Genomic DNA, 20,416 nt, shown 5'->3' on the forward strand with positions numbered 1-20,416 from the left:
TCGACAGGCTCGACCACCGGTAGTCGAGCCTGTCGAGACCCCGGTGGTCGAGCCTGTCGAGACCCGTCAGGGTTCCGCCAGGTCAACGCGGGCCAGCGCGGTCTTGGCCTTCGCGACCCGGGTCGAGCGGTTCAATCGGCGTTCGAGCCATTTGGCGACACCGGCCAGGATCAGGCACAGGCCCACGTAGATCACGCCGGCGACCATGAGCGCCGGCACCACCGGTGAACCGTACTGGACCTGCGAACCGAAGTACGTGGCCTGGAACAGGATCTCGTTGTAGGTGACGATGAAGCCGAGCGCCGTGTCCTTCAGGATGACCACCAGCTGGGCGATGATGACCGGCATCATGGCCCGCACGGCCTGGGGCAGCAGGATGCTGACCTGGACCTGCGCCTTGGTCATGCCGACGGCCAGGCCGGCCTCCCGCTGGCCGCGCGGCAGCGATTCGATGCCGGCGCGGAACACCTCCGCCAGCACCGACCCGTTGTACAGGACCAGGCCGACGACGACGGCCGTGAACGGGGTGATGCCCTCGACGCCGAGGGACGGCAGGCCGTAGTAGATGATCATCATCAGGATCAGCAGCGGCACGGCCCGGAACAGCTCCGTGAACCAGTAGCACGGGACGCTGATCCAGCGGCGGTCCGCGAGCCGGCCGAACGCCAGGATGACGCCGACCACGAGGCTGCCGACGGCGGCCGTGCCGAACGCGCCCAACGTGGCGCCGATGCTCGTCACGATGGTCTGCTGGACGAGTGGGAACCGGAAGATCTGCCACTTCTCGGCCGTGAACTGGCCCGTCTGCGCAAACCTGTACAGGATGAACGCGATGATGCCCACGACCACGATTGCCGTGATGATGGACAGGTAGACATTGCGGGTGCGTGCCTTCGGTCCGGGCACGTCAAAGAGAACCGAACTCATCGGGCCACCCTCCACTTTTTCTCGAGATATCGCTGCAGCGTGGACAGCACGCCCAGGACCAAGACGATGAAGATGAGCGCCACCCAGAGCAGGCCCACCATCTGCGGTTCGCCGCGCTCGCTCAGGTTGGCGCGGATGGCGCCCGCCTCGGCGACCGAGAAGCCGGCCGCCACGGTCGTGTTCTTCAGCAACGCGATCAGCACGCTGAACAGCGGCGGCACGACGGACCGGAACGCCTGCGGCATGATGATCAGGGACAGGGTCTTGCCGAACGGCAGCCCGATGGCGCGGGCCGCCTCGGCCTGGCCGACGGGCACGGTGTTGATGCCGGACCGGATGGTTTCGGCGACATACGTGGCCGTGTACAGGGACAGGCCGATGATCGCGGCGACCATGAAATTGATCTCCGGCAGGCCGAGCCGCGGATAGCCCAGCGCGAAGAACGCCAGGATCAGGGTCAGTGGCGTGTTGCGGACCGTGTTGACGTACAACGTGCCGGCCGCCCGCATGGCGGGCACCGGCGAGACGCGCATGGCGGCCACGATGGTGCCCAGGATCAACGCGAAGACCGCCGACACCACGAACAGGATGCCGGTGTTCTTGAAGCCCGTGACAAACAGGTCAAGGTTGTTGATGAGTGTATCCACAGTGCACAGTCGCTTTCAGTGAATCAAGGGGAATGGGAGGTGCCGGTGGTGCGGCCAGGGGGCCGCACCACCGGCACCGGCAACCGGGGCAGGCCTAGTACTGGTCGACCTTCGGCTGCTCCACCTTGGTGCCGGACTTGCCCAGCGTGCTGTCGAAGATCTTCGTCCAGGTTGCCCCGCCATTGGTGAACATCTCGTTGATGAACGTGCGCAGCGCGGTGTCGCCCTTGGGCAGGCCGACGCCGTACTTCTCCACCGTGAACGGCTCGCCGACGACCTTCAGGGTGGCCGGGTCCTGGGACGCATAGCCGAGCAGGATGGCCTGGTCGGTGGTCACCGCGTCGACCGTGCCGCTCTTGAGCGCGTCAACGCACTTCGAGTACGTGTCGAACTCGGTGGTCTTCGTGTTGGGGAAGTTGGCCTTGATGTTCTGGATCGGCGTGGACCCGGTGGCCGAGCACACGTTCTTGCCGGCCAGGTCCTTCTCGCTCTTGATCGTGTCGTTGCTCTTCTTCACCAGCAGGCCCTGGCCGGTGATGAAGTACGGGCCGGCGAAGTCGACGAGCTTCTTGCGCTTGTCGGTGATGGAGTAGGTGCCCACGTACAGGTCGATGTCGCCGTTGGCCAGAGCGGACTCGCGGTTCGCGGACGGGATCGGCTTGAATTCGATCTTGTCCGTGCCGAAGCCCAGCGACGCGGCGGTCCAGCGCGCGATCTCGATGTCGAAGCCGCTGTACTCGCCCGTGGCCGCATCCTTGAAGCCGAGTCCGGGCTGGTCCTGCTTGACGCCGATGCGGACTTTCCCGTTGGACTTCATCTTGTCGAAGGTCGGGCTGCCGGTGAGTTTGACATCCTTGGCCACGGCGTACGACGGGCCGCTTTCGGTCCCCGGCGTCGTCGTGCCGCTGCCGCCGCACGCACTGAGCGCCAGGGCGGCCGTCGCGAGCAGGGCAGTGGCGCCCAGGCGTTTCCTGGTCAGGAAGTTTTTCATGGTGTTCCTTTCGTGAACGGCCGTGAGACCGGCCGTGCGAGTGGTGCCGGGCGGGCCCGGCGTCGAAACCTGTTAGTGGGTGAGGATCTTGGAGAGGAAGTCCTTGGCCCGGGCGCTCTGCGGGTTCGTGAAGAAGTCCTCCGGTTTGGCGTCCTCGACGATCTGCCCGTCGGCCATGAAGACGACCCGGTCCGCGGCCTTCCGGGCGAAGCCCATCTCGTGTGTGACGACGACCATGGTCATGCCCTCGCGGGCCAGCTCGATCATCACGTCCAGCACCTCGTTGATCATCTCCGGGTCCAGGGCGCTGGTCGGCTCATCGAACAGCATGACCTTCGGCTTCATGGCCAGGGCCCGGGCGATGGCGACGCGCTGCTGCTGGCCGCCGGAGAGCTGCGCCGGCAGCTTGTCGGCCTGCTGGCCCACCCCGACGCGCTCGAGCAACGCACGGGCCTGCTCCTCGGCGTCGGCCTTGGATGCGCCCTTGACCTTGATCGGCCCGAGCGTCACGTTCTCCAGGATGGTCTTGTGCGCGAACAGGTTGAACGACTGGAACACCATGCCGACGTCGGCCCGCAGGTGCGCCAGTTCCTTGCCCTCCGACGGCAGCGTCTTGCCGTCGATCGTGATGGTGCCGGTGTCGATGGTCTCCAGCCGGTTGATGGCGCGGCACAGCGTGGACTTGCCGGACCCCGACGGCCCGATCACCACGACGACCTCGCCGCGCTTGACCTGCAGGTTGATGTCCCGCAGCACATGCAGCGGACCGAAGTGCTTGTTGACTGCTTGCAGATCCACCAGTGGTTGCGGCTGTTCAGGGCTTGTCATGGCCTCGAATCTACCAACATGCGCCCGGCCGGATAACCCAAATCGCAATCGGTCGCGGATCGTAACGTGTTCGATACGTCCCGCTGCCGCGTTGGCCGCGCCGTGGCATAGCCTAGGGGGATGAGCGCACCCATCGAATCCAACCGGCCCGGATCGGCAGCCATCCTGCGCCGAGGCAGCTGGAAACGCGTCGACGTCGACGGCACCACCTCCGATGCCCGGCTGCTCAAGTCCAAGCTGGGCGGCGAATTCACGCACACGGACCCGTGGCGCGTCATGCGCATCCAGAGCGAGTTCGTTCAGGGCTTCGACGCGTTGTCCAACATCGGCCCGGCCGTCAGCGTGTTCGGCTCCGCCCGCACGAAACCGGGCAGCGTCGGCTACCAGGTCGGCGTCGAGGTGGGCCGGCTGCTGGCCGAGCAGGAAGTCGCCGTCATCACCGGCGGCGGGCCCGGCTCGATGGAGGCGGCCAACAAGGGTGCACGCGAGGCCGGCGGCCTGTCGGTGGGCCTCGGCATCGAGCTGCCGTTCGAGCAGGGCATGAACCAGTGGGTGGGGTTGGGTGTGGACTTCCGCTACTTTTTCGCCCGCAAGACCATGTTCGTCAAGTACGCCCAGGGTTTCATCGTGCTGCCCGGCGGCCTCGGCACGCTGGACGAACTGTTCGAGGCCATGGTGCTTGTGCAGACACGCAAGGTCACGCAGTTCCCGATCGTGCTGATCGGGACGGATTTCTGGCGCCCGGTGCTGGACTGGATCCGCACCACCATGGTCGATGAGGGCGTGGTGTCCGCCGAGGACGTGGACATCGTCAAGCTGGTGGACTCGGCCGAGGAGGCCGTGGACCTGGTCATGGCGGGTGGCGTGCGCGAGCAGGTCGAGGCGTGGCGCCAGCGCATCGAGGACTGACGCCGGCGCCCGGCTGACCCGCCATTTCCCGGGCCGGTCTGGCACCATGGAACGGTGATGTATTTCCTGGTCTTCGTGGCCCTGCTGGTGGCCGGCGGTGTTGCCCTGTACGTGGTGGGCCTGCGGCGTCCGGACCCGGACGCCGCCCTCCTGCGGGACGGCCTCGCCGATCCCGTGGCCAACCTGCCCCCCGTCCTGTTGCCGGCCGATCCGGTCCCGGCGGACGTCGACAGGCTGCGGTTCGCCCTGGGCCTGCGCGGCTACCGGATGGACCAGGTCGACGAGGTCCTGGACACGCTGCGCGACCAGTTGGCGGAACGGGACCGGCAGATCACCGAGCTGCAGGCCCGGCTCGCGTCCGGCAGTGAGGCGCCGGGCGGCGTCGAGCGGGGGCCGGCGTGAGCGCCGTCGTCGTCGGTTCCGACGGGCTGGCCCGCTGCCCCTGGCAGGGCATCGAGACCGACGAACTGTACCAGCGCTACCATGACACCGAATGGGGCCGGCCCGTCTCGGGGGAGCGGGACATGTTCGAGCGGCTGAGCCTGGAGGCGTTCCAGTCGGGGCTGAGCTGGATCACGATCCTGCGCAAGCGGGACGCGTTCCGCACCGCCTTTGCCGGGTTCGATCCGCACGCCGTCGCCGCCTTCACGGACGACGACGTCGCGCGGCTCCTGGACGATGCCGGCATTGTGCGCAACGCGGCCAAGATCAACGCCACGATCGCCAATGCGCGTGCCCTCCTGGCCCTGCCGGACGGCACGACGCTGGCGTCGATCGTGGCCGCGCACGCCCCGGCGGCGCCGCGTCCGGCCACCGATCCGGTGCCCGACAGCACGCCCGAGTCCGTGGCCCTGGCGAAGGAATTGAAGAGGAACGGGTTCCGCTTCGTGGGGCCGACGACCGCGTATGCCATGATGCAGGCGATCGGGCTGGTGGACGACCATGCGCCCGGCTGCTGGGTGCACGACGCGGCCGGCCGGACCACGTGACCCGGGTGGAACCCGACGTGCGCGCCGCGGCGCCGACCCTCAACGGCGTCCTGTTCGGGGCGGTGCGCCGGGGCACGGATCCGTTGCGCCGGGCGCCCTGGTGGGCCAAGGTCAGCCTGCTGTTCCTGGCCACCCGGCTGGTCGCGTACTGGATCTTCCTCGGCGTGGCCCTGCACCAGGGCCCCAGCCCGTGGGGTGCGGGCCAGCCCGGGTACCTGCAGTTCATCGGGATCTGGGACAGCGAGTGGTACCAGCGCATCTTCTCCGGCGGGTACCCGTCGGTGCTGCCGCGCGGCGACGACGGCGCCGTCCAGACGAACGCGTGGGCGTTCTACCCGCTGTTCCCGCTGCTGGTGCGCGGGCTCAACGCCGTGACCGGGCTCGGCTGGGAGGTCGCGGCGCCACTGGTCGCGTTCGCGGCCGCGTGGGCCGCTGCCCTCATGGTGTTTGTCCTGTTCCGCCGCTTCGCCGAGCCGGCGACCGCCCTGTGGGGCACGGCGTTCGTGTTCACCTTCCCGGCGTCGCCCATCCTGCAGGTGCCGTACGCCGAATCGCTGAACCTGCTGCTGCTGGCCGCCGCCCTGTACCTGCTGTCGGCGCGCAACTATTGGGCGGCCCTGCCCATGGTTGTGCTGATGGGCTTTTCCCGGCCCACCGGTGTGCCGTTCGCCGCCGTCGTCGGCCTGCACCTGGCGCTGCGCTGGTGGAACCGCCGGAAGGATCCGTTCCCCGGCGCCGAGCTGGCTTCCGGGGCGGTGTTGCTCGTGGGCGCCGCCGTCGCGGCCGTCGCCTGGCCGGTCATCGCATGGGCGGCCACGGGGGACATGCGCGCCTACATGGACACCGAAACGTCGTGGCGCGGGCACACGTTGGTGCTGTTCAAGCCCTGGTTCGACGCCGGCGCCGGGCTGGCCGGCCCGTTGTGGGGCTGGCTGCTGCCGGTGCTGCTCGCCGCCCTGGCCGTGCTCTACCTGACCTCGCGCCCCGTGGTGCGCCTGGGCCCGGACCTGCGCCTGTGGTGCGCGGTGTACCTGCTGTACCTGTTGGCCGTGCTGGACCCGCAGACGAGCACGTTCCGCATGATGCTGCCGTTCTTCCCGCTGGGCCTGGCGGCGGCCCACCTGTCCCGGTCGCGGGCGTACCGGGGCGCCGTGCTCGTGTTCTTCGTGCTGTTGCAGATCGTCTGGGTCGCCTGGCTGTGGCGCTGGACCGAACTGCCCGGCGGAGGCGACTACCCGCCGTAGCCCGGGCCGTCGCGCCCCCCGATTCGCTCCGAACCCGCAAGTACGGAATAATGGTGTGAGCAAACCAACACAAACGGGGCCCCGGCGAAAAAGCCTGGATTCGATACCGTTGGACCCAAGAGATGGACTAGGAAAAGGGGAAATCCTGATGGCGGCCATGAAACCGAGAACCGGCGACGGTCCAATGGAAGTGACCAAGGAAGGGCGCAGCCTGATCCTCCGGTTGCCCCTGGAGGGCGGCGGACGCCTTGTTGTCGAGATGAACTCGGACGAGGCCGTAAACCTGAAGGAATGCCTGGTCGGGGTCACCGAGTAGTCCCCGCGCCCTCCCCGAGTCCGGCTCGCAAGCGAGCCGGACTCGGGGCCCCTCGGGCGCGTGGGCCCAACGCCCTCCCAACGTTCGCAAGCTCGCAAGCGAGCCGGACTCGGGGTCCCTCGGGCGCGTGGGCCCAGGACCCCCCGGGGGTGTCCACCGGAGCGCACGGTTTAGGAAGGGGTCCCTGGGCTGACTCCAACAAGGAAGGCTCCGTCCCAATTTCGGGACGGGGCCTTCCCTGTCAAGTGCTGTTGTTGACGACGGCGGCCATGCCCAAATGTCCACGCAGGGTGGCTTAGCTCCTGCCTTCGGCATGTTGATCTTTGCGGCGCCTGCCGACCAGTCCAAGGCAGAGTGCAGCCGCTGCCGCGGAGGCGGATGCGACGATGCCGAAGGGAACCGGATCGTGGGCGCCGCCGATGCCGACCAGGGGTGCGGCGAGGCCGCCGAAGGCGAACCGGGCCAGGCCCAGGAGCGAGGAGGCTGTGCCGGCGATGTCGGGATAGTCCTTTAGCGCGAGTGACGTGGCCGGCGGGCTGGTCACGGCCACTCCGCTGACCATGGTGAACAGGGACAGGATGATGGCGGCCAGGGGTAGGTGCAGGAGTGCGGTCGCGAGCAGGCCCAGGGCGCCGGAGACGGCCATGACCAGGCCAGCGGTGAGAGTTCCTTTTTCGGACCACCGTTCAGCCAGACGGCCGGCGATGAACCCAAAGGTCATGAAGCCCAGGGAGTTCAGGCCGAATGCGAATGAGTAGCCCTGCGGGGAGAGCCCATAGATGCCTTGGAGGATGTAGGTTGCCCCGCTCAGATAGGCGAAGATCGCGGAGTATGTGAAGCCGGTGATCAGCACGGCTCCAACGAACACCCGGTCGGCAAGGAGTTGGCGGAAGTCGTTTAGGGTGTGGGAGAACCCTCCGGTGATGCGCCGGCTGGCCGGCAGCGTCTCCTGGAAGACCACCAAGGACGCCACGAGGATGGCAACGCCGACGGCTGCGAGGAACAGGAAGACTCCGCGCCAGTCTGTGACGGCTGCGAGTTGGCCGCCGATGACGGGGCCGATGATGGCGGCAAGTCCGCCGAGCACGGTCAGGCGGCCGTAGTAACGAAGCAGCGTGCCGCCCGAGTAGACGTCCCGGCCGGCAGCTTGGGCGATCACGATGCCCACGGCGCCGGCCAGTCCCTGGACGAACCTCGCGATGATGAGCGTTTCGATGGTTGGGCTGAGCGCGCACAGGGCCGATGTGACGGTGTAGGCGATGACTCCGATCAGCAGCGGCGTTCGGCGGCCGAAGCGGTCCGAGAGGGGGCCGGCGATCACCTGGCCCATGGCCAGGCCGAGCAGGCAGGCAGTGATTGTCAGCTGCGCCACTGATGTCGTGCTTTGAAGCTCCGCGGTGAGGGCTGGAAGGACGGGCAGGTATAAGTCCATGGAGATTGGACCGAAGATTGTCAGCAGGCCGAGCACGACCGCCAGCGGGCGGCCGACGGTCTGTTCGCGTGCGGGCGCAGGGGTGTCGGTGGCGGTCACGCTGGCTCCGTTCTGGTGGTCATGGCATGGCCCAAGATTTTGGGCGGAGGATGCTGGGCGGGTGGCGCGGATGGCCTGCATCATGGACTCCTGGGTCCCGACGGCCTCGATGACCGAGTGCGCACCGAGGCCTCCGGTGAGTGCCTTGACTTGGCAACACCTTCGTCGCCGCGTTCAGTGACGATGTCAGTCGCGCCGAATTCGAGAGCGAGTTTTTGGCGGTATTCGTGGCGGCTCATGGCGATGATTTTCTCGGCACCGAGCTGCTTGGCGGCGAGGACAGCGAGAAGACCGACGGCACCGTCCCCGACGACTGCGGCGGTCTTGCCGGGGCCTACCTGGGCGGCAACGGCACCGAACCATCCGGTGCCGAACACAGCCGAAGCGGCGAGCAGGCTTGGGATAAGGTCTTCCGACGGGTTGCCCGGAGTGCCGACCAGGGTGCCGTCCGCGAGTGGGACCCGCAGAGGCTCGTCCTGGGCGCCCTGGGGCCCTTCCCGGTGGAGGCAGGAGCTCTGGTAGCCGGAGCGGCAGATCTCGCAGGTGTTGTCCGAGGCGAAGAAGGAACCGACGACAAAGTCGCCCGGCTTGATGCTCTTCACGTCGTCACCGACCTCGACGACGACGCCGGCGTACTCGTGGCCCATCGGCCGGGGGCTGTCCACGGCATCGGCTCCCCGGTAGGGCCACAGGTCCGAGCCGCAGACGCAGGTCGCAGCCAGGCGGATGATCGCATCGGTTGGGCTGAGGATGATCGGTTCGTCCAATGCCTGGACTCGCACGTCACCGGGGGCGTGCATGACCACACCGCGCATCGCGGTCTCCCTTCAGGGGCGGGTTTGGGGGAACATGTTCAATGCAACAGGGTCACGCCATTCCTAGCGAGGGCTCTGCTTATCCGGGTTCTGGGAGTACCTCCCTACGGTCTGCCGCTCCGGGGTAGCGTGGATGAGTGGACAACAGGATGGACGTGCGCGAGTTCCTCGCCTCCAGACGAGCCAAGATCACGCCGGAAATGGCCGGGCTGACGCTCATTGGCGGACGCCGCCGGGTTCCCGGTCTGCGCCGTGAAGAGGTTGCGATGCTCGCCGGGGTCAGCGTGGACTACTACACAAAGCTTGAGCGCGGCAACCTGGCCGGTACCTCCGAAAGTGTTCTCGACGCCATCGCCAGGGCGCTGAAGCTCGACGACGCCGAACGCGACCACCTCTACAACCTTGCCCGTGCAGCCAGCCCTTCCGGCAAGACCCGCCGCCCCCTCCAAAGCGGGACTGTCCGCCCGACCCTGCAATTCATGCTTGACTCCATCACGGCCGCGCCGGCCTTCATAGGCAACCACCACATGGACATCGTGGCCGCCAACCAGCTCGGCTATGCCCTGTACTCGGAGATGTACCGCGGATCCGCACGGCCCGCCAACCACTCCCGGTTCATCTTCCTCGACCCCAGAGCCCGGGACTTTTACCCCGACTGGGAGCTGGCAGCCAATACCAACGTGGCAATCCTGCGCACGCAGAACGGGCGCAACCCCTTCGACAAACGCCTGGCCGACCTCGTCGGAGAACTGTCCATGCGCAGCGAAGAATTCCGGACGCGCTGGGCCGCCCACAACGTCCGGCGCCATTATGCCGGGACCAAAGTTTTCCGCCACCCGGTCGTGGGAGAACTCGAACTCGCCTACGAAGCCATGGAGCTCGCCGAAGACCCTGGCTTCACCCTCACCGTCTACCCGGCCGTGCCCGGATCCCCATCCGATGAACGCCTCCGCCTGCTCGCCAGTTGGGCCGCAACCGAACGAATCCAAGACCTTGCCGGCGCAACCCAACCACAAGACGTTCATCGGCCCTGAACGCGAACTGCCCTTACGAAGCCTTCCCCTGCCGCAGCCTGAATTGCACCGGACTCAGCCCACCTAATGCTTCTTGTGCTTGCGCTTCGGCGGGGGTGGCGGCGTTGGCGTGGGGGCCGGCACCGCGCCCAGCAGGGTGGCCAGGGCCGTGCCGATCGGCACGCCCAGGCCGGTGCATGCGTCCCAGCCCGCGCCGGCCGCGTAGGCGCCGTTGTTGCCGACGGTGATGTCGCGGAAACCTTGCGGCGTGCCCGACGCGACGGCGGGTGAGTACAGCCGGGCCGCCACGAGTCCCAGCGGCTTGCCGTTCGCCCCGGCAATGCGCGAGAGCAGGGCCGCCCACAGCGGGGCGACGGCGCTCGTCCCGCCGATCACCATGCGCTGTCCGTCCACCAGCACCTGGTAGCCGGTCTGGGGATCGGCCACCGCGGCCACGTCCGGGACCCCGCGGCCCGGCTTGCCGTTGAGCAGCGGCACATTGGAGGCCTGCTGCCAGGACGGCAGGGCGAAGTGCCGGCTCACACCGCCGCCGGTGGCACCGCGACCCGCGCCGTCATTCCACACCGTCTCGGAGACCACCTTGGCCCCCGAGGCCTCCAGCCGGGTCCCGCCGCAACCCAGCACGTGCGGGCTCGACGCCGGGAAATCCGCGTGCGGCTGGTTCCCCGGCACCCGGTCGGCGCTGCCGTCGTCGCCCGCGGCCGCCGTCACCGACACGCCCAGCAGCGCGGCGTCGGCGAACGCCTGGTCCATGGCCGTGCGGGCCTGGTCCGTCCACGAATCCTCGCTCTGCCCCCAGCTGATGCTCATGGCCGCCGGCGTGGGCGAGGCGTGCGCGGCCTGGGACACGGCGTTCAGGAACCCGGCGTCCGTGTTCGGCGCGAAATACACGACGATGTTCGCCCCCGGCGCCAGGGCGCCGGCCACCTCGATGTCGAGCAGCACCTCGCCGTCCGCGCCCTGCGGGTCCTGGCCCGGCACGTTGGTGGCACCGTCGACGCCGACGGCCGTGATCGGGGCGCGGGTGACGCCCAGCCCGCCGAAGTAGGTGTCCAGTTCGGATTGGGCGAACCCGCCGCCCAGTTCGATGATGGCGATGCTGGTCCCGGTACCATCCGCGCCGGCCGGGAACTGGTACGCGTCGCCAAGCTGCAGCGGCGTGTAGGAGGTGGCGCCCGCCGCGGCCGGGGCGACGCGGAACTTGACCCGGGCCTGCGGCCGGTTGTCCAGGCCCAGCACGGCCGTCACGACGCCGTCGAGGGCGGCGGGGACGCTCAGGTCGCCGGTGCGCCGGCGCAGGTTCGGTCCGGGCCCGGGCGTTTCCACCTCCAGCAGGTCCGTGCCGAACACGTGGCCGAGCAGTCGTGCCGATCCGCTCACCGTCACCCGGCGGGACGCCGCGTCCTCGGCGACGACGTCCACCCCCAGCGAGCGCATCGTCTCGACGACGAGGGCCAGGTCGGCCGGGTCGGCGCCATAGGCGGCGGACAGTTCGGCGGTGGACAACGGCACAAGGAAGGCGCCGTCGTCGGGCTCTGCCTTGCGGCGCAGCACCAAGGTGGCGGTGATGGCCGACCCGGGTGGCGGTGGCGCCGCGCCGGCGGCGTTGAATCCCTCCGCGGGCGGCCGCTCGCTGCCGGGCAGTGGGCGAAGGTCGACGGACGGCAGGTCCGGTTGCGCTGGTGTGCTCTCCATGGAACACATCTACTCTTGTGCCCAGGCAAAGTCGAGAACGAATTGGCAGCGGACACCGCACGTCGCGGCCGCGGGTGTGACCCGTTCGTTACCTCTTGACGGCCAGCAGCAGCCCGTCGCCGGTGGGCAGCATGGCAGAAACGAGGGAATCGTTGTCGCGGATCATCTTGCCGACTCGGCGCAGGACGACCGTGCTCGCCTCCCGGATGGCAGGATCGGAGACGCGGTCCTTGTCGAGGGCGTCGTTGACGACCAGCAGCCCGCCGGCCTTCAGCAGCCGCACGGCCTGGCTGACATAGTCCGGGAAGCTGGGCTTGTCGGCGTCGATGAACACCAGATCGTAGGCGCCGTCCGTCAACCGGGGCAGCACATCCTGGCCGCGGCCGGAGATTGTGCGCGTGCGGTTGGCCGGGAACCCGACCTCGGCGAACGCCTCGCGGGCCGCCTTCAGGTGCTCCACGTCCGGGTCGATGGTGGTCAGCACGGCCCTGGGGCCCATGCCGCGCAGCAGCGCCACCCCGGAGACGCCGGCCCCGGTGCCGACCTCGACGGCCGTCTGCGCCTTCGACGACGCAGCCAGCACCGTCAACGCGGCCGAGACGCCGGCGCTGACGGGGAACAGGCCCAGCTCATGCGAGCGTTCACGGGCACGCCGCAGCACCTCGTCCTCGACGGGCAACCCCTCGGCGTAGGACCAGCTGGTGGACTTGTCGGCGCTCATGAATGATGGATCCTCAACTCGTGAAATGACCTGTGCGGCCGGTGCCCCCAACACTACCGAAAAGGCGACCGCCGTGCGCTTATGGCTGAATCGGGCCAAGAATCCAGCGAACCCCCAGAATGCTTTGGAAAACTAAAATCTCCTTCGAGAAATGAGGTGCGGTCATGGGGACACCGGCCAGCCCAGTTGCGCACGCGACCGTACTCTCGCCCGCGAATGCGTCTCCCGCGCCCGAGTGGACGCCGCCGACGTGGGAGGAAGTCGTCAGGAACCATTCGGCGCAGATCTTCCGGCTCGCCTACCGCCTGACCGGCAACAAGTACGACGCCGAGGACCTCACCCAGGAGGTCTTTGTCCGCGTGTTCAAGTCGTTGGCCAAATTCAAGCCGGGCACCCTGGACGGGTGGCTGCACCGCATCACCACGAACCTGTTCCTCGACCAGGCCCGGCGCAGGCAGCGCATCCGTTTCGACGCGCTGGCCGAGGACGCGGAGTCCCGCCTGCCCGGCAGCGACCCCGGTCCGGAGCGGTCCTTCGAACACAACAACCTGGACCTGGACGTGCAGGCCGCGCTGGACGCTTTGCCACCGGACTTCCGTGCCGCCGTCGTCCTGTGCGACATGGAGGGGCTGTCCTACGACGAGGTGGCCCGGGCCCTGGACATCAAGCTGGGCACGGTCCGGTCGCGCATCCACCGCGGCCGCGCCATGCTGCGCGAGTCGCTGGCCGCCCGCGCCCCCCGGCACCAGGGCGAACCGCCGAAGAAGCCGTCGCGGTTGCGGCCGCGCGCCATGGGCGCCCACTGATCGCCGCTTTCCAGACAGACAAGGTAATCTTCCTAACGTGTTTGGTATCAATACCCCCGAGCTGCTGATCATCATCGCGGTGGCCCTGCTGGTGATCGGTCCCCAACGTCTGCCCGAGTACCTGGAAAAGACGAAGAACCTGATCCGCGAGGCCCGCAAGATGGCTTCCGGCGCGCGCGAAACCATCAAGGATGAGGCCGGGATTGATATCGATGACATCGATTGGAAGAAGCTGGACCCGCGCCAGTACGATCCGCGCCGCATCATCCGCGACGCGCTGCTCGACGAGGACGATGTCGAGACCCTGAAGTCCGCCAAGACGGCGCCGGCGGCCGCGCTCGCGGCCATGATGGGCCGTGACGAGGAGTCCGCCAGGCCGGCGGAAACGAACGACGACGGGCCCGCCCCCCAGCCGGCCGTCACGGTGGGTGCCACGGCAGGGCCCGTGGTGGAACGCCTGGCCGAGGGCCAGCGCGCCCCGTTCGACATCGAGGCGACGTAACCGGGTTACTTGGGGGCGACGTTCAGCTTCAGGCCGGCCAGTCCGCGCGGACGGGCGGCCAGCGTGCCCGCGATCTCCAGCAGTGCCGCCGCGGCCGGGGACTCCGGGGCGCAGAGCACGATCGGCGCCCCGGCGTCCCCGCCCTCGCGCAGCGCCAGATCGAGCGGGATCTGCCCCAGCAGTTCTACGGGGCTGTTCATGGTCTGGCTGAGCCGCGCCGCCAGTTTCCGTCCCCCGCCGGAGCCGAACACGTCCATGACCGTGCCGTCCGGCAGCGTCAGCCCGGACATGTTCTCCACGACGCCGGCCACCTTCTGTCCGGTCTGCAACGCGATGGCCCCGGCCCGTTCGGCCACGTCCGCGGCGGCCGCCTGCGGGGTGGTCACCACGAGGATCTCGGCCCCGGGCAGCAGCTGCGCCACGGAAATGGCCACATCCCCGGTGCCCGGGGGCAGGTCCAGGAACAGGGCGTCCAGGTCGCCGAAGTACACGTCCGTCAGGAACTGCTCCAACGCCCGGTGCAGCATCGGTCCGCGCCAGGCCACCGGCTGGTTCCCGGTCACGAACATGCCGATCGAGATGACCTTCACGCCGTGCGCCACGGGCGGCAGGATCATCTCGTCCACCTTGGTGGGCGTCTGGGTGATGCCCATGAGCGACGGCACGGAAAACCCGTAGATGTCGGCGTCGACGATGCCCACGCGCAGCCCCCTGGCCGCCATGGCGCAGGCCAGGTTCACCGTCACCGACGACTTGCCGACGCCACCCTTGCCGCTGGCCACCGCGTAGACGCGCGTCAGCGAGCCGGGTTCATTGAACGGGATGCCGCGCCGCCCGCCGGCGCCCAACAGCTGCTCCTTCAGCGTCGCGCGCTCGTCCGCCGTCATGACGGTGAGCTCCACGCTCACGTCCGTGACGCCGTCGACCCTCATCAGCGCGGCCGTGGCGTCCGCGGTGATGGTGTCGCGCAGCGGACAGCCGGCCACGGTGAGACGGACGACGGCGCGTACCCGGCCGGCGTCGTCGGCGCCCACGTCCGCCACCATGCCGAGCTCCGTGATGGGGCGGCGCAGCTCCGGGTCGATGACCGTGGCGAGGGCGTGCTGCAGGGCGGACTGGGCGGGAGCGGGCATGGCGGGCCTTACGGGTTCGGGCTGGCCGCGGTGGCGGTCTTGCGGGCAGGCGTGCGGGGCCGGCCGTCGTCGTCGGTCGACAGGATCTCCTCGAGCAGGCTGCGCAGCTCGGAGCGGACGAAGTCGCGGGTGGCGACGTCGCGGATGGCGATGCGCAGCGCGGCGACCTCGCGGGTCAGGTATTCGGTGTCGGCGAGGTTGCGCTCGTCGCGGCTGCGGTCCTGCTCGATCTGCACGCGGTCGCGGTCGTCCTGGCGGTTCTGCGCCAGCAGGATCAGCGGGGCCGCATACGACGCCTGGGTGGAGAAGAACAGGTTCAGCAGGATGAAGGGGTACGGGTCCCACTGGAAGCCGAACAGGGCGACCACATTGATGCCCACCCACACGATGACGAAAATCGTCATGTAGAGCAGGAAGTTCGCCGTGCCCATGTAGCGGGCGAAGCGCTCGGCGAAGCGGCCGAACGCGTCCGGGTCGGCCCCCAGGTTGGGCAGCAGCCGCGACTTCAGCTCCAGCGGCGTGTCGAGACCGGGGCCCTTGATCTGGCGCTTCTCAGCCACGGCGGCCTCCCTGGTTCTTCAGCGGTGTGTCGTCCTCGTGGCTGCGCCAGTCCTCGGGCAGCAGCTGGTCCAGCAGATCGTCGACGGTCACGGCACCGACCAGCCGGCCCTCCCGGTTGACGATGGGCAGCGAGTTGAGGTTGTAGGAGGCCATGGCGTGGCTGATCTCGCTGACGCTGGCATGGTCTGAGGCCGGTTCCAGGTTCTTGTCCACGAGCGTGCCGAGCAGCTCGGGCGGGGCGCTGCGCAGCAGCTGCTGGATGTGCACGACGCCCAGGAAACGGCCCGTGGGCGTCTCCAGCGGGGGCCGGCAGATGAAGATGGCGGACGCCAGGGCGGGGGAGAGGTCCTCGCTGCGCACGTGCGCCAGCGCCTCGGCCACGGTGCCCTCCGGGGGCAGGATGACCGGCACCGGGGTCATCAGCGCCCCGGCCGTGCCCTCCGGGTATTGGAGCAGGCGGCGGACGTCATCGGCCTCATCCGGTTCCATGAGGGCCAGCAGTTCCTCGGCCTTGGCGGCGGGCAAGTCCGCGAGCAGGTCGGCGGCGTCGTCCGGGTCCATCTCCTCGAGCACGTCGGCGGCCCGCTCGATGTCCAGGCCGCTGAGCAGGGTGACCTGGTCCTCCTCGGGCAGCTCGGACATGACGTCGGCCAGCCGTTCATCCTGCAGCTCCCGGGCCACCTCGATGCGCCGTTTGTCGCTCATCTCCTGCAGCGCGTCCGCGAAGTCGGCCGGCTTGAGGTCCTCGTGGCTGGCCACGAACTGGGTGGCGCCCTGCGGCTCGAGGGCCGAGTCCGGCAACGCGTCGGCCCAGTCGATGAGCAGGGTGTGGCCGCGGCGCAGCCCGCGCAGCCGGGACGTGGAGCCGCCGCGCCGGACGAACATCTTGGTGACGAGCCAGTCGCCGTTGCGCTGCTGGTCCATGGCGATGTCCTCGATGACGGCCGCGCCGCTGCCGTCGACCAGTGTCACGCGCCGGTCGAAGAGCCCGCCCACGACGAGTTGTTCGGCGCCGCGCTGCTCGAAGCGGCGCAGGTTGACCAGCCCGGTGCAGATGATCTGCGACTGGTCCATGGACGTCAGCCGTGTCATGGGCACGAACACGCGCTTCTTGCCGGGCACCTCGACGACGATGCCGACGGCGTGGGGCGACGCGCCCGGCCCGCGTCCGAGCACGACGACGTCGCGCAGGCGGCCGAGGCGGTCGCCTATCGGGTCGAAGACGTCCAGGCCGAGGAGGCGTGCGACAAAGACGCGTTGCGGATTCGTGCTCACACGTAAAGGCTACGACGGCGCCGCCGATTCCACCGAACGGCGCAGGGTGCGAACCCGCGGCCGGGGCGCGGCGTCGACCGTTCTTCAAGTTCACTTCCAGCGATACTCCAGCCATTGCACTGCCGGATGGGGAAGAATGGTGCCATGGCAAACCTTTTTGGCGGCAACAGGCCCATGGACCAGGCGCGAATCGTCCCGACCGGGGAGACGATCGGGTCCTATTCGTCCTACCTGGATGCGCAAAAGGCCGTCGACTACCTGGCCGACCAGAAATTCCCGGTCCAGCACGTTTCGATCGTTGGCAACGACCTGAAGATGGTTGAACGCGTCACCGGCAAGCTCAGCTACCCGCGCGTGGCGTTGTCCGGGGCCATGACGGGCGCCTGGTTCGGCCTGTTCGTGGGCATCATGCTCTCCTTCTTCGGCTCGGCCGGCGGGGAGGCCACGTTGAGCATCATGACGTCCGTGCTGATGGGCGCCGCGTTCTGGATGCTGTTCGGCATCATCGGCTACGCGTCCCAGCGCGGCAAGCGCGACTTCACGTCCACCAACCAGGTCCTTGCCTCGTCCTATGACGTGATCGTCACCCCGGATGTGGCGTCCGAGGCCCGCCGCCTGCTCGCGCAGCTGCCCATGCGCTCCACCGCCCCGGCCGGGCGCCCCACCCAGATGTACCCGCCGCAGACCCCGGCTCGCCCGGACGGCTGGCACGACCCGTACGGGCGGCCCGAGGTGCCCGCGCCGGCATCTGCCGGCAACCCGCCCGCGGCCGCGGCTGCACCGGAGGAAGCGCCCGTGCGCGGCCGGTTCCCGGACCTGCCCGATGGCCGCCCGCAGTACGGCATCCGCGTGGATACGCCGGCCGCTTCTCCCGAATCCGGCCGGCCCGACGGGGACGCCCCGGAATCCCGCGGCTAGGGCCGCCCGGGACGCATCTCCCGTAATCCGTCTCCGGCGCGCGTGCGAAGCTACCCGGAAAGCCGCGCCATCCAGGCCTCCACATCCTCCGGGGTGCGCGGCAGCGCCGCCGAGAGGTTGACGGGGCCGTCGGCCGTGATCAGCACGTCGTCCTCGATCCGCACGCCGTTGCCGCGGTACTCGGCCGGGATGGCCAGGTCCTCGGCCTTGAAGTACAGCCCGGGCTCGATCGTGAAGATCATGCCCGCCGTGATCGTGCCGTCCAGGTACAGCTCGGCGCGCGCCTGGGCGCAGTCGTGCACGTCCAGGCCCAGGTGGTGGCTGGTGCCGTGCGGCATCCACCGGCGGTGCTGCTGGCCCTCGGGCGACAGCGACACCTCCGCGGCGACGGGCAGCAGGCCCCACTCCTCGAGGCGGGCGGCCAGCACGGCCATGGCGGCGTTGTGCACGTCACGGAACTTGGCTCCCGGCACGGCCGCGGCGAACGCGGCGTCGGCGGCGTCCAGCACGGCCTGGTAGATCTTGCGCTGGATGTCCGAGTACGTGCCGTTGACCGGGATGGTGCGCGTGACGTCCGCCGTGTACAGCGAATCGGCCTCCACGCCGGCGTCGACCAGCAGCAGCTCGCCCTCGTCCACGGTGCCGTCGTTGCGCGTCCAGTGCAGGATCGTGGCGTTGTTGCCGCCGGCGGCAATCGTGTCGTAGCCGAGCTCGTTGCCCTCCTCGCGCGCCCGGGCGAAGAACGCGCCCTCCACGACGCGCTCGCCACGGCGGTGCCCCACGGCCCGCGGCAGCGACTTCACGATCTCCTCGAAACCGGCCACCGTGGCGGCGATCGCCTCCCTCATCTGCTCGACCTCCCACGCGTCCTTGAGCAGGCGCAGCTCGGACAGGGCCTCGGCCAGTTTCTCGTCCAGGGCGTCCAGCGCGGAGAGGTCCACGTTCTCCGGGTCCTGCGCCGTGTTGTAGCGGGCCGTGTCGACGAGCGCGTCGATGTTTTCGTCGACCTTGCGCACCAGCCGGATGGACACGCCGCCGATCGCCGGGTCGCCGACGTTCTTCGTCACGGCCACCTCCAGCTCGGCGATGTCCACGCAGGCCAACCCCAGCAGCGCCTTGAACTCGGCCAGCGTGGGCCGGGCCCCGATCCAGAACTCGCCGCTGCGCGAGTCCGCGTAGAACTGCTTGGTGTCCCGTCCCGCCAGCGGACGGAAGTACAGCGTGGCGTGGTGGTGGCCGCCGTCGTCACCGCGGCCCTCGTCGGTGGGTTCGAGCACCAGCACGGCGTCCGGCTCGTGGTCCACACCCAGTCCGGTCAGGTGCGCGAAGGCCGAATGCGGCCGGAACCGGTAGTCGCAGTCGTTGGAGCGGACCTTCAGCGGCCCGGCGGGGATGACCAGGCGCTCGCCCTTGAACTGCTCGGAGATGGCACGACGGCGGCGGGCGGCGTGGTCGGCGACGGCGGCTCGGGCGGGCAGTTCCGTGCTGGACGGAGCCCAGTTGCCGGCCATGAAGGCACGGAACGCGTCCGAATCAGGGCGATGTGAACGGTTGTTCACACGCTCCTCAAGCGGCTGCTCGATGGTTTCGGGATGCTGGGTGAGGGGTTCAGTCTGGTTCACCTCCCCAGTCTCTCACCGGTGCCGCCATGGCGCACTCCGGGGCACCGCCGCGCCGCGTACGCTGGGGGAATGAGGATCGACCTGCACACGCACTCCAACGTCTCCGACGGCACGCAGCCGCCGGCGGAGCTCGTGGCTGCGGCGGTCGGGGCGGGCCTGGACGTGCTGGCGTTGACCGACCACGACACGACGGACGGGTGGCAGGATGCGGGGGCCGCCGCGGTGCGGCTCGGCATCGGCTGGGTGCCTGGCATGGAGATCTCCTGCAAGACCGACACCGGCATCAGCGTCCACCTGCTGGCCTACCTGCACGATCCCGCCCATCCGGGCCTGCTGGCCGAGATCACCCGGTCCAAGGACGCCCGGCTGACCCGGGCCGAACGCATGGTCGAACGGCTGGCCGAGGATTATCCGTTGAGCTGGGACGACGTCCGCCTGCACGTGGCGCCCGGGGCGACGATCGGCCGCCCGCACATCGCCGACGCACTCGTGGCCGCCGGCGTCGTCGGCACCCGCAGCGAGGCGTTCGCGACCATCCTGACCGCGCGGTCGCGGTACTTCGTCGCCCACTATGCGCCGGACCCGGTCACGGCCGTGGAATTGGTGCGCGCCGCCGGCGGCGTGCCGGTGTTCGCGCACCCGGTCGCCTCGGCCCGGGGCCGGGTCGTGGCCGAGCAGACGTACCAGGACATGATCGACGCCGGGCTGCTGGGTCTGGAGGTCGACCATCGTGACAACCCGGCGGACGGCCGGGCGTGGCTGCGTCGATTGGCGGCCCGGAAAGACCTGATCGTCACCGGGTCCTCGGACTACCACGGCGCCGGCAAACCGAACATGCTGGGCGAGAACCTGACCAGCCAGGACGCGCTGGAGCGCATCCTGGAACTGGGCACGGGCAGCACGGCCTGGCTGCCCTGACGGGGGTCGAGCTCGTCGGTGATTGAGCTTGTCG

At 69.1% G+C, this 20,416-nt stretch carries 21 protein-coding genes and 1 pseudogene; 10 read left to right on the forward strand and 12 right to left on the reverse strand.

The annotated features are described in order from the left end of the window. Positions 1–66: 66 nt before the first annotated feature. The 4 genes from EJC77_RS00745 to EJC77_RS00760 form a co-directional block, all read right to left on the reverse strand. A complete protein-coding gene (locus EJC77_RS00745; protein WP_125609667.1) occupies positions 67–927 on the reverse strand; it encodes an amino acid ABC transporter permease in 861 nt (286 codons plus the stop codon). Continuing rightward, positions 924–1,574, reverse strand: coding sequence for an amino acid ABC transporter permease (locus EJC77_RS00750; RefSeq protein WP_125609668.1), 651 nt, complete (start codon positions 1,572–1,574; stop codon positions 924–926). Before EJC77_RS00750 ends, EJC77_RS00745 begins: the two co-directional genes overlap by 4 nt. Positions 1,575–1,668: 94 nt before the next feature. Then, complete coding sequence (locus EJC77_RS00755) at positions 1,669–2,565, reverse strand: glutamate ABC transporter substrate-binding protein (RefSeq protein WP_205786739.1); 897 nt, start codon at positions 2,563–2,565, stop codon at positions 1,669–1,671. A gap of 72 nt (positions 2,566–2,637) precedes the next feature. Then, entirely contained in the window at positions 2,638–3,393 is a 756-nt protein-coding gene (locus tag EJC77_RS00760; protein ID WP_125609669.1) for an amino acid ABC transporter ATP-binding protein, read from the reverse strand. A gap of 120 nt (positions 3,394–3,513) precedes the next feature. On the opposite strand from EJC77_RS00760, the gene EJC77_RS00765 reads away from it, so the two are divergent. The 5 genes from EJC77_RS00765 to EJC77_RS00785 all read left to right on the forward strand — a co-directional run bounded on the left by EJC77_RS00765 (position 3,514) and on the right by EJC77_RS00785 (position 6,851). After that, a complete protein-coding gene (locus tag EJC77_RS00765; protein ID WP_125609670.1) occupies positions 3,514–4,302 on the forward strand; it encodes an LOG family protein in 789 nt (262 codons plus the stop codon). 57 nt (positions 4,303–4,359) lie between these two features. Next, positions 4,360–4,704, forward strand: a complete 345-nt coding sequence (locus EJC77_RS00770) for a DivIVA domain-containing protein (RefSeq protein ID WP_125609671.1) — start codon at positions 4,360–4,362, stop codon at positions 4,702–4,704. After that, a complete protein-coding gene (locus EJC77_RS00775) occupies positions 4,701–5,291 on the forward strand; it encodes a DNA-3-methyladenine glycosylase I (RefSeq protein WP_125609672.1) in 591 nt (196 codons plus the stop codon). The genes EJC77_RS00770 and EJC77_RS00775 overlap by 4 nt, the downstream gene beginning before the upstream one ends. Beyond that, positions 5,288–6,535, forward strand: coding sequence for a hypothetical protein (locus tag EJC77_RS00780; RefSeq protein ID WP_240629608.1), 1,248 nt, complete (start codon positions 5,288–5,290; stop codon positions 6,533–6,535). The genes EJC77_RS00775 and EJC77_RS00780 overlap by 4 nt, the downstream gene beginning before the upstream one ends. A gap of 148 nt (positions 6,536–6,683) precedes the next feature. Next, positions 6,684–6,851, forward strand: a complete 168-nt coding sequence (locus EJC77_RS00785) for a DUF3117 domain-containing protein (RefSeq protein ID WP_125609673.1) — start codon at positions 6,684–6,686, stop codon at positions 6,849–6,851. 295 nt (positions 6,852–7,146) lie between these two features. Here EJC77_RS00785 and EJC77_RS00790 read toward each other — a convergent pair whose 3' ends face one another. Together EJC77_RS00790 and EJC77_RS20240 are read right to left on the reverse strand one after the other, a co-directional pair. After that, a complete protein-coding gene (locus tag EJC77_RS00790; RefSeq protein ID WP_240629639.1) occupies positions 7,147–8,382 on the reverse strand; it encodes a multidrug effflux MFS transporter in 1,236 nt (411 codons plus the stop codon). An 18-nt stretch (positions 8,383–8,400) separates the two neighbouring features. Further along, positions 8,401–9,197: pseudogene (locus tag EJC77_RS20240) on the reverse strand (zinc-binding dehydrogenase); the annotation flags it as partial. Positions 9,198–9,334: 137 nt separating this feature from the next. Between EJC77_RS20240 and EJC77_RS00795 the strand changes: the two are divergent. Continuing rightward, positions 9,335–10,231: a helix-turn-helix transcriptional regulator gene (locus tag EJC77_RS00795; protein ID WP_125609674.1), complete on the forward strand. Its 897-nt coding sequence runs from the start codon at positions 9,335–9,337 to the stop codon at positions 10,229–10,231. A 63-nt stretch (positions 10,232–10,294) separates the two neighbouring features. Here the strand turns inward: EJC77_RS00795 and EJC77_RS00800 are convergent, their stop codons facing one another. Further along, complete coding sequence (locus EJC77_RS00800) at positions 10,295–11,926, reverse strand: S53 family peptidase (RefSeq protein WP_125609675.1); 1,632 nt, start codon at positions 11,924–11,926, stop codon at positions 10,295–10,297. A gap of 88 nt (positions 11,927–12,014) precedes the next feature. After that, positions 12,015–12,647 carry an O-methyltransferase gene (locus tag EJC77_RS00805; RefSeq protein WP_125609676.1) on the reverse strand — a complete coding sequence of 211 codons (633 nt, stop codon included), beginning with the start codon at positions 12,645–12,647 and terminating at the stop codon, positions 12,015–12,017. Positions 12,648–12,811: 164 nt separating this feature from the next. On the opposite strand from EJC77_RS00805, the gene sigE reads away from it, so the two are divergent. Together sigE and EJC77_RS00815 are read left to right on the forward strand one after the other, a co-directional pair. Then, complete coding sequence (gene sigE, locus EJC77_RS00810) at positions 12,812–13,453, forward strand: RNA polymerase sigma factor SigE (protein WP_125609677.1); 642 nt, start codon at positions 12,812–12,814, stop codon at positions 13,451–13,453. A gap of 37 nt (positions 13,454–13,490) precedes the next feature. Next, entirely contained in the window at positions 13,491–13,955 is a 465-nt protein-coding gene (locus EJC77_RS00815; RefSeq protein ID WP_125609678.1) for a twin-arginine translocase TatA/TatE family subunit, read from the forward strand. Between the two features lie 5 nt (positions 13,956–13,960). Here the strand turns inward: EJC77_RS00815 and EJC77_RS00820 are convergent, their stop codons facing one another. Genes EJC77_RS00820 through EJC77_RS00830 form a run of 3 tightly spaced genes read right to left on the reverse strand, consistent with a single transcriptional unit; the run spans position 13,961 to position 16,924 of the window. Next, complete coding sequence (locus EJC77_RS00820) at positions 13,961–15,088, reverse strand: Mrp/NBP35 family ATP-binding protein (protein ID WP_125609679.1); 1,128 nt, start codon at positions 15,086–15,088, stop codon at positions 13,961–13,963. 8 nt (positions 15,089–15,096) lie between these two features. Then, positions 15,097–15,648: a DUF1003 domain-containing protein gene (locus tag EJC77_RS00825; protein ID WP_205786740.1), complete on the reverse strand. Its 552-nt coding sequence runs from the start codon at positions 15,646–15,648 to the stop codon at positions 15,097–15,099. Continuing rightward, positions 15,641–16,924 carry a magnesium transporter MgtE N-terminal domain-containing protein gene (locus EJC77_RS00830; protein WP_125609680.1) on the reverse strand — a complete coding sequence of 428 codons (1,284 nt, stop codon included), beginning with the start codon at positions 16,922–16,924 and terminating at the stop codon, positions 15,641–15,643. Before EJC77_RS00830 ends, EJC77_RS00825 begins: the two co-directional genes overlap by 8 nt. A gap of 144 nt (positions 16,925–17,068) precedes the next feature. Here EJC77_RS00830 and EJC77_RS00835 point away from each other — a divergent pair, with 144 nt between their 5' ends. Beyond that, positions 17,069–17,842 carry a YflT domain-containing protein gene (locus tag EJC77_RS00835; protein WP_125609681.1) on the forward strand — a complete coding sequence of 258 codons (774 nt, stop codon included), beginning with the start codon at positions 17,069–17,071 and terminating at the stop codon, positions 17,840–17,842. Between the two features lie 50 nt (positions 17,843–17,892). On the opposite strand, the gene EJC77_RS00840 is transcribed toward EJC77_RS00835, so the two are convergent. Continuing rightward, positions 17,893–19,464 (reverse strand): aminopeptidase P family protein, encoded by a 1,572-nt coding sequence (locus EJC77_RS00840; protein ID WP_125609682.1) that lies wholly within the window; start codon positions 19,462–19,464, stop codon positions 17,893–17,895. 69 nt (positions 19,465–19,533) lie between these two features. Here EJC77_RS00840 and EJC77_RS00845 point away from each other — a divergent pair, with 69 nt between their 5' ends. After that, positions 19,534–20,382, forward strand: a complete 849-nt coding sequence (locus EJC77_RS00845; protein ID WP_125609683.1) for a PHP domain-containing protein — start codon at positions 19,534–19,536, stop codon at positions 20,380–20,382. Positions 20,383–20,416: the final 34 nt, after the last annotated feature.

The organism is Specibacter cremeus, from assembly GCF_003946885.1.
GTDB classification, from domain to species: domain Bacteria; phylum Actinomycetota; class Actinomycetes; order Actinomycetales; family Micrococcaceae; genus Specibacter; species Specibacter cremeus.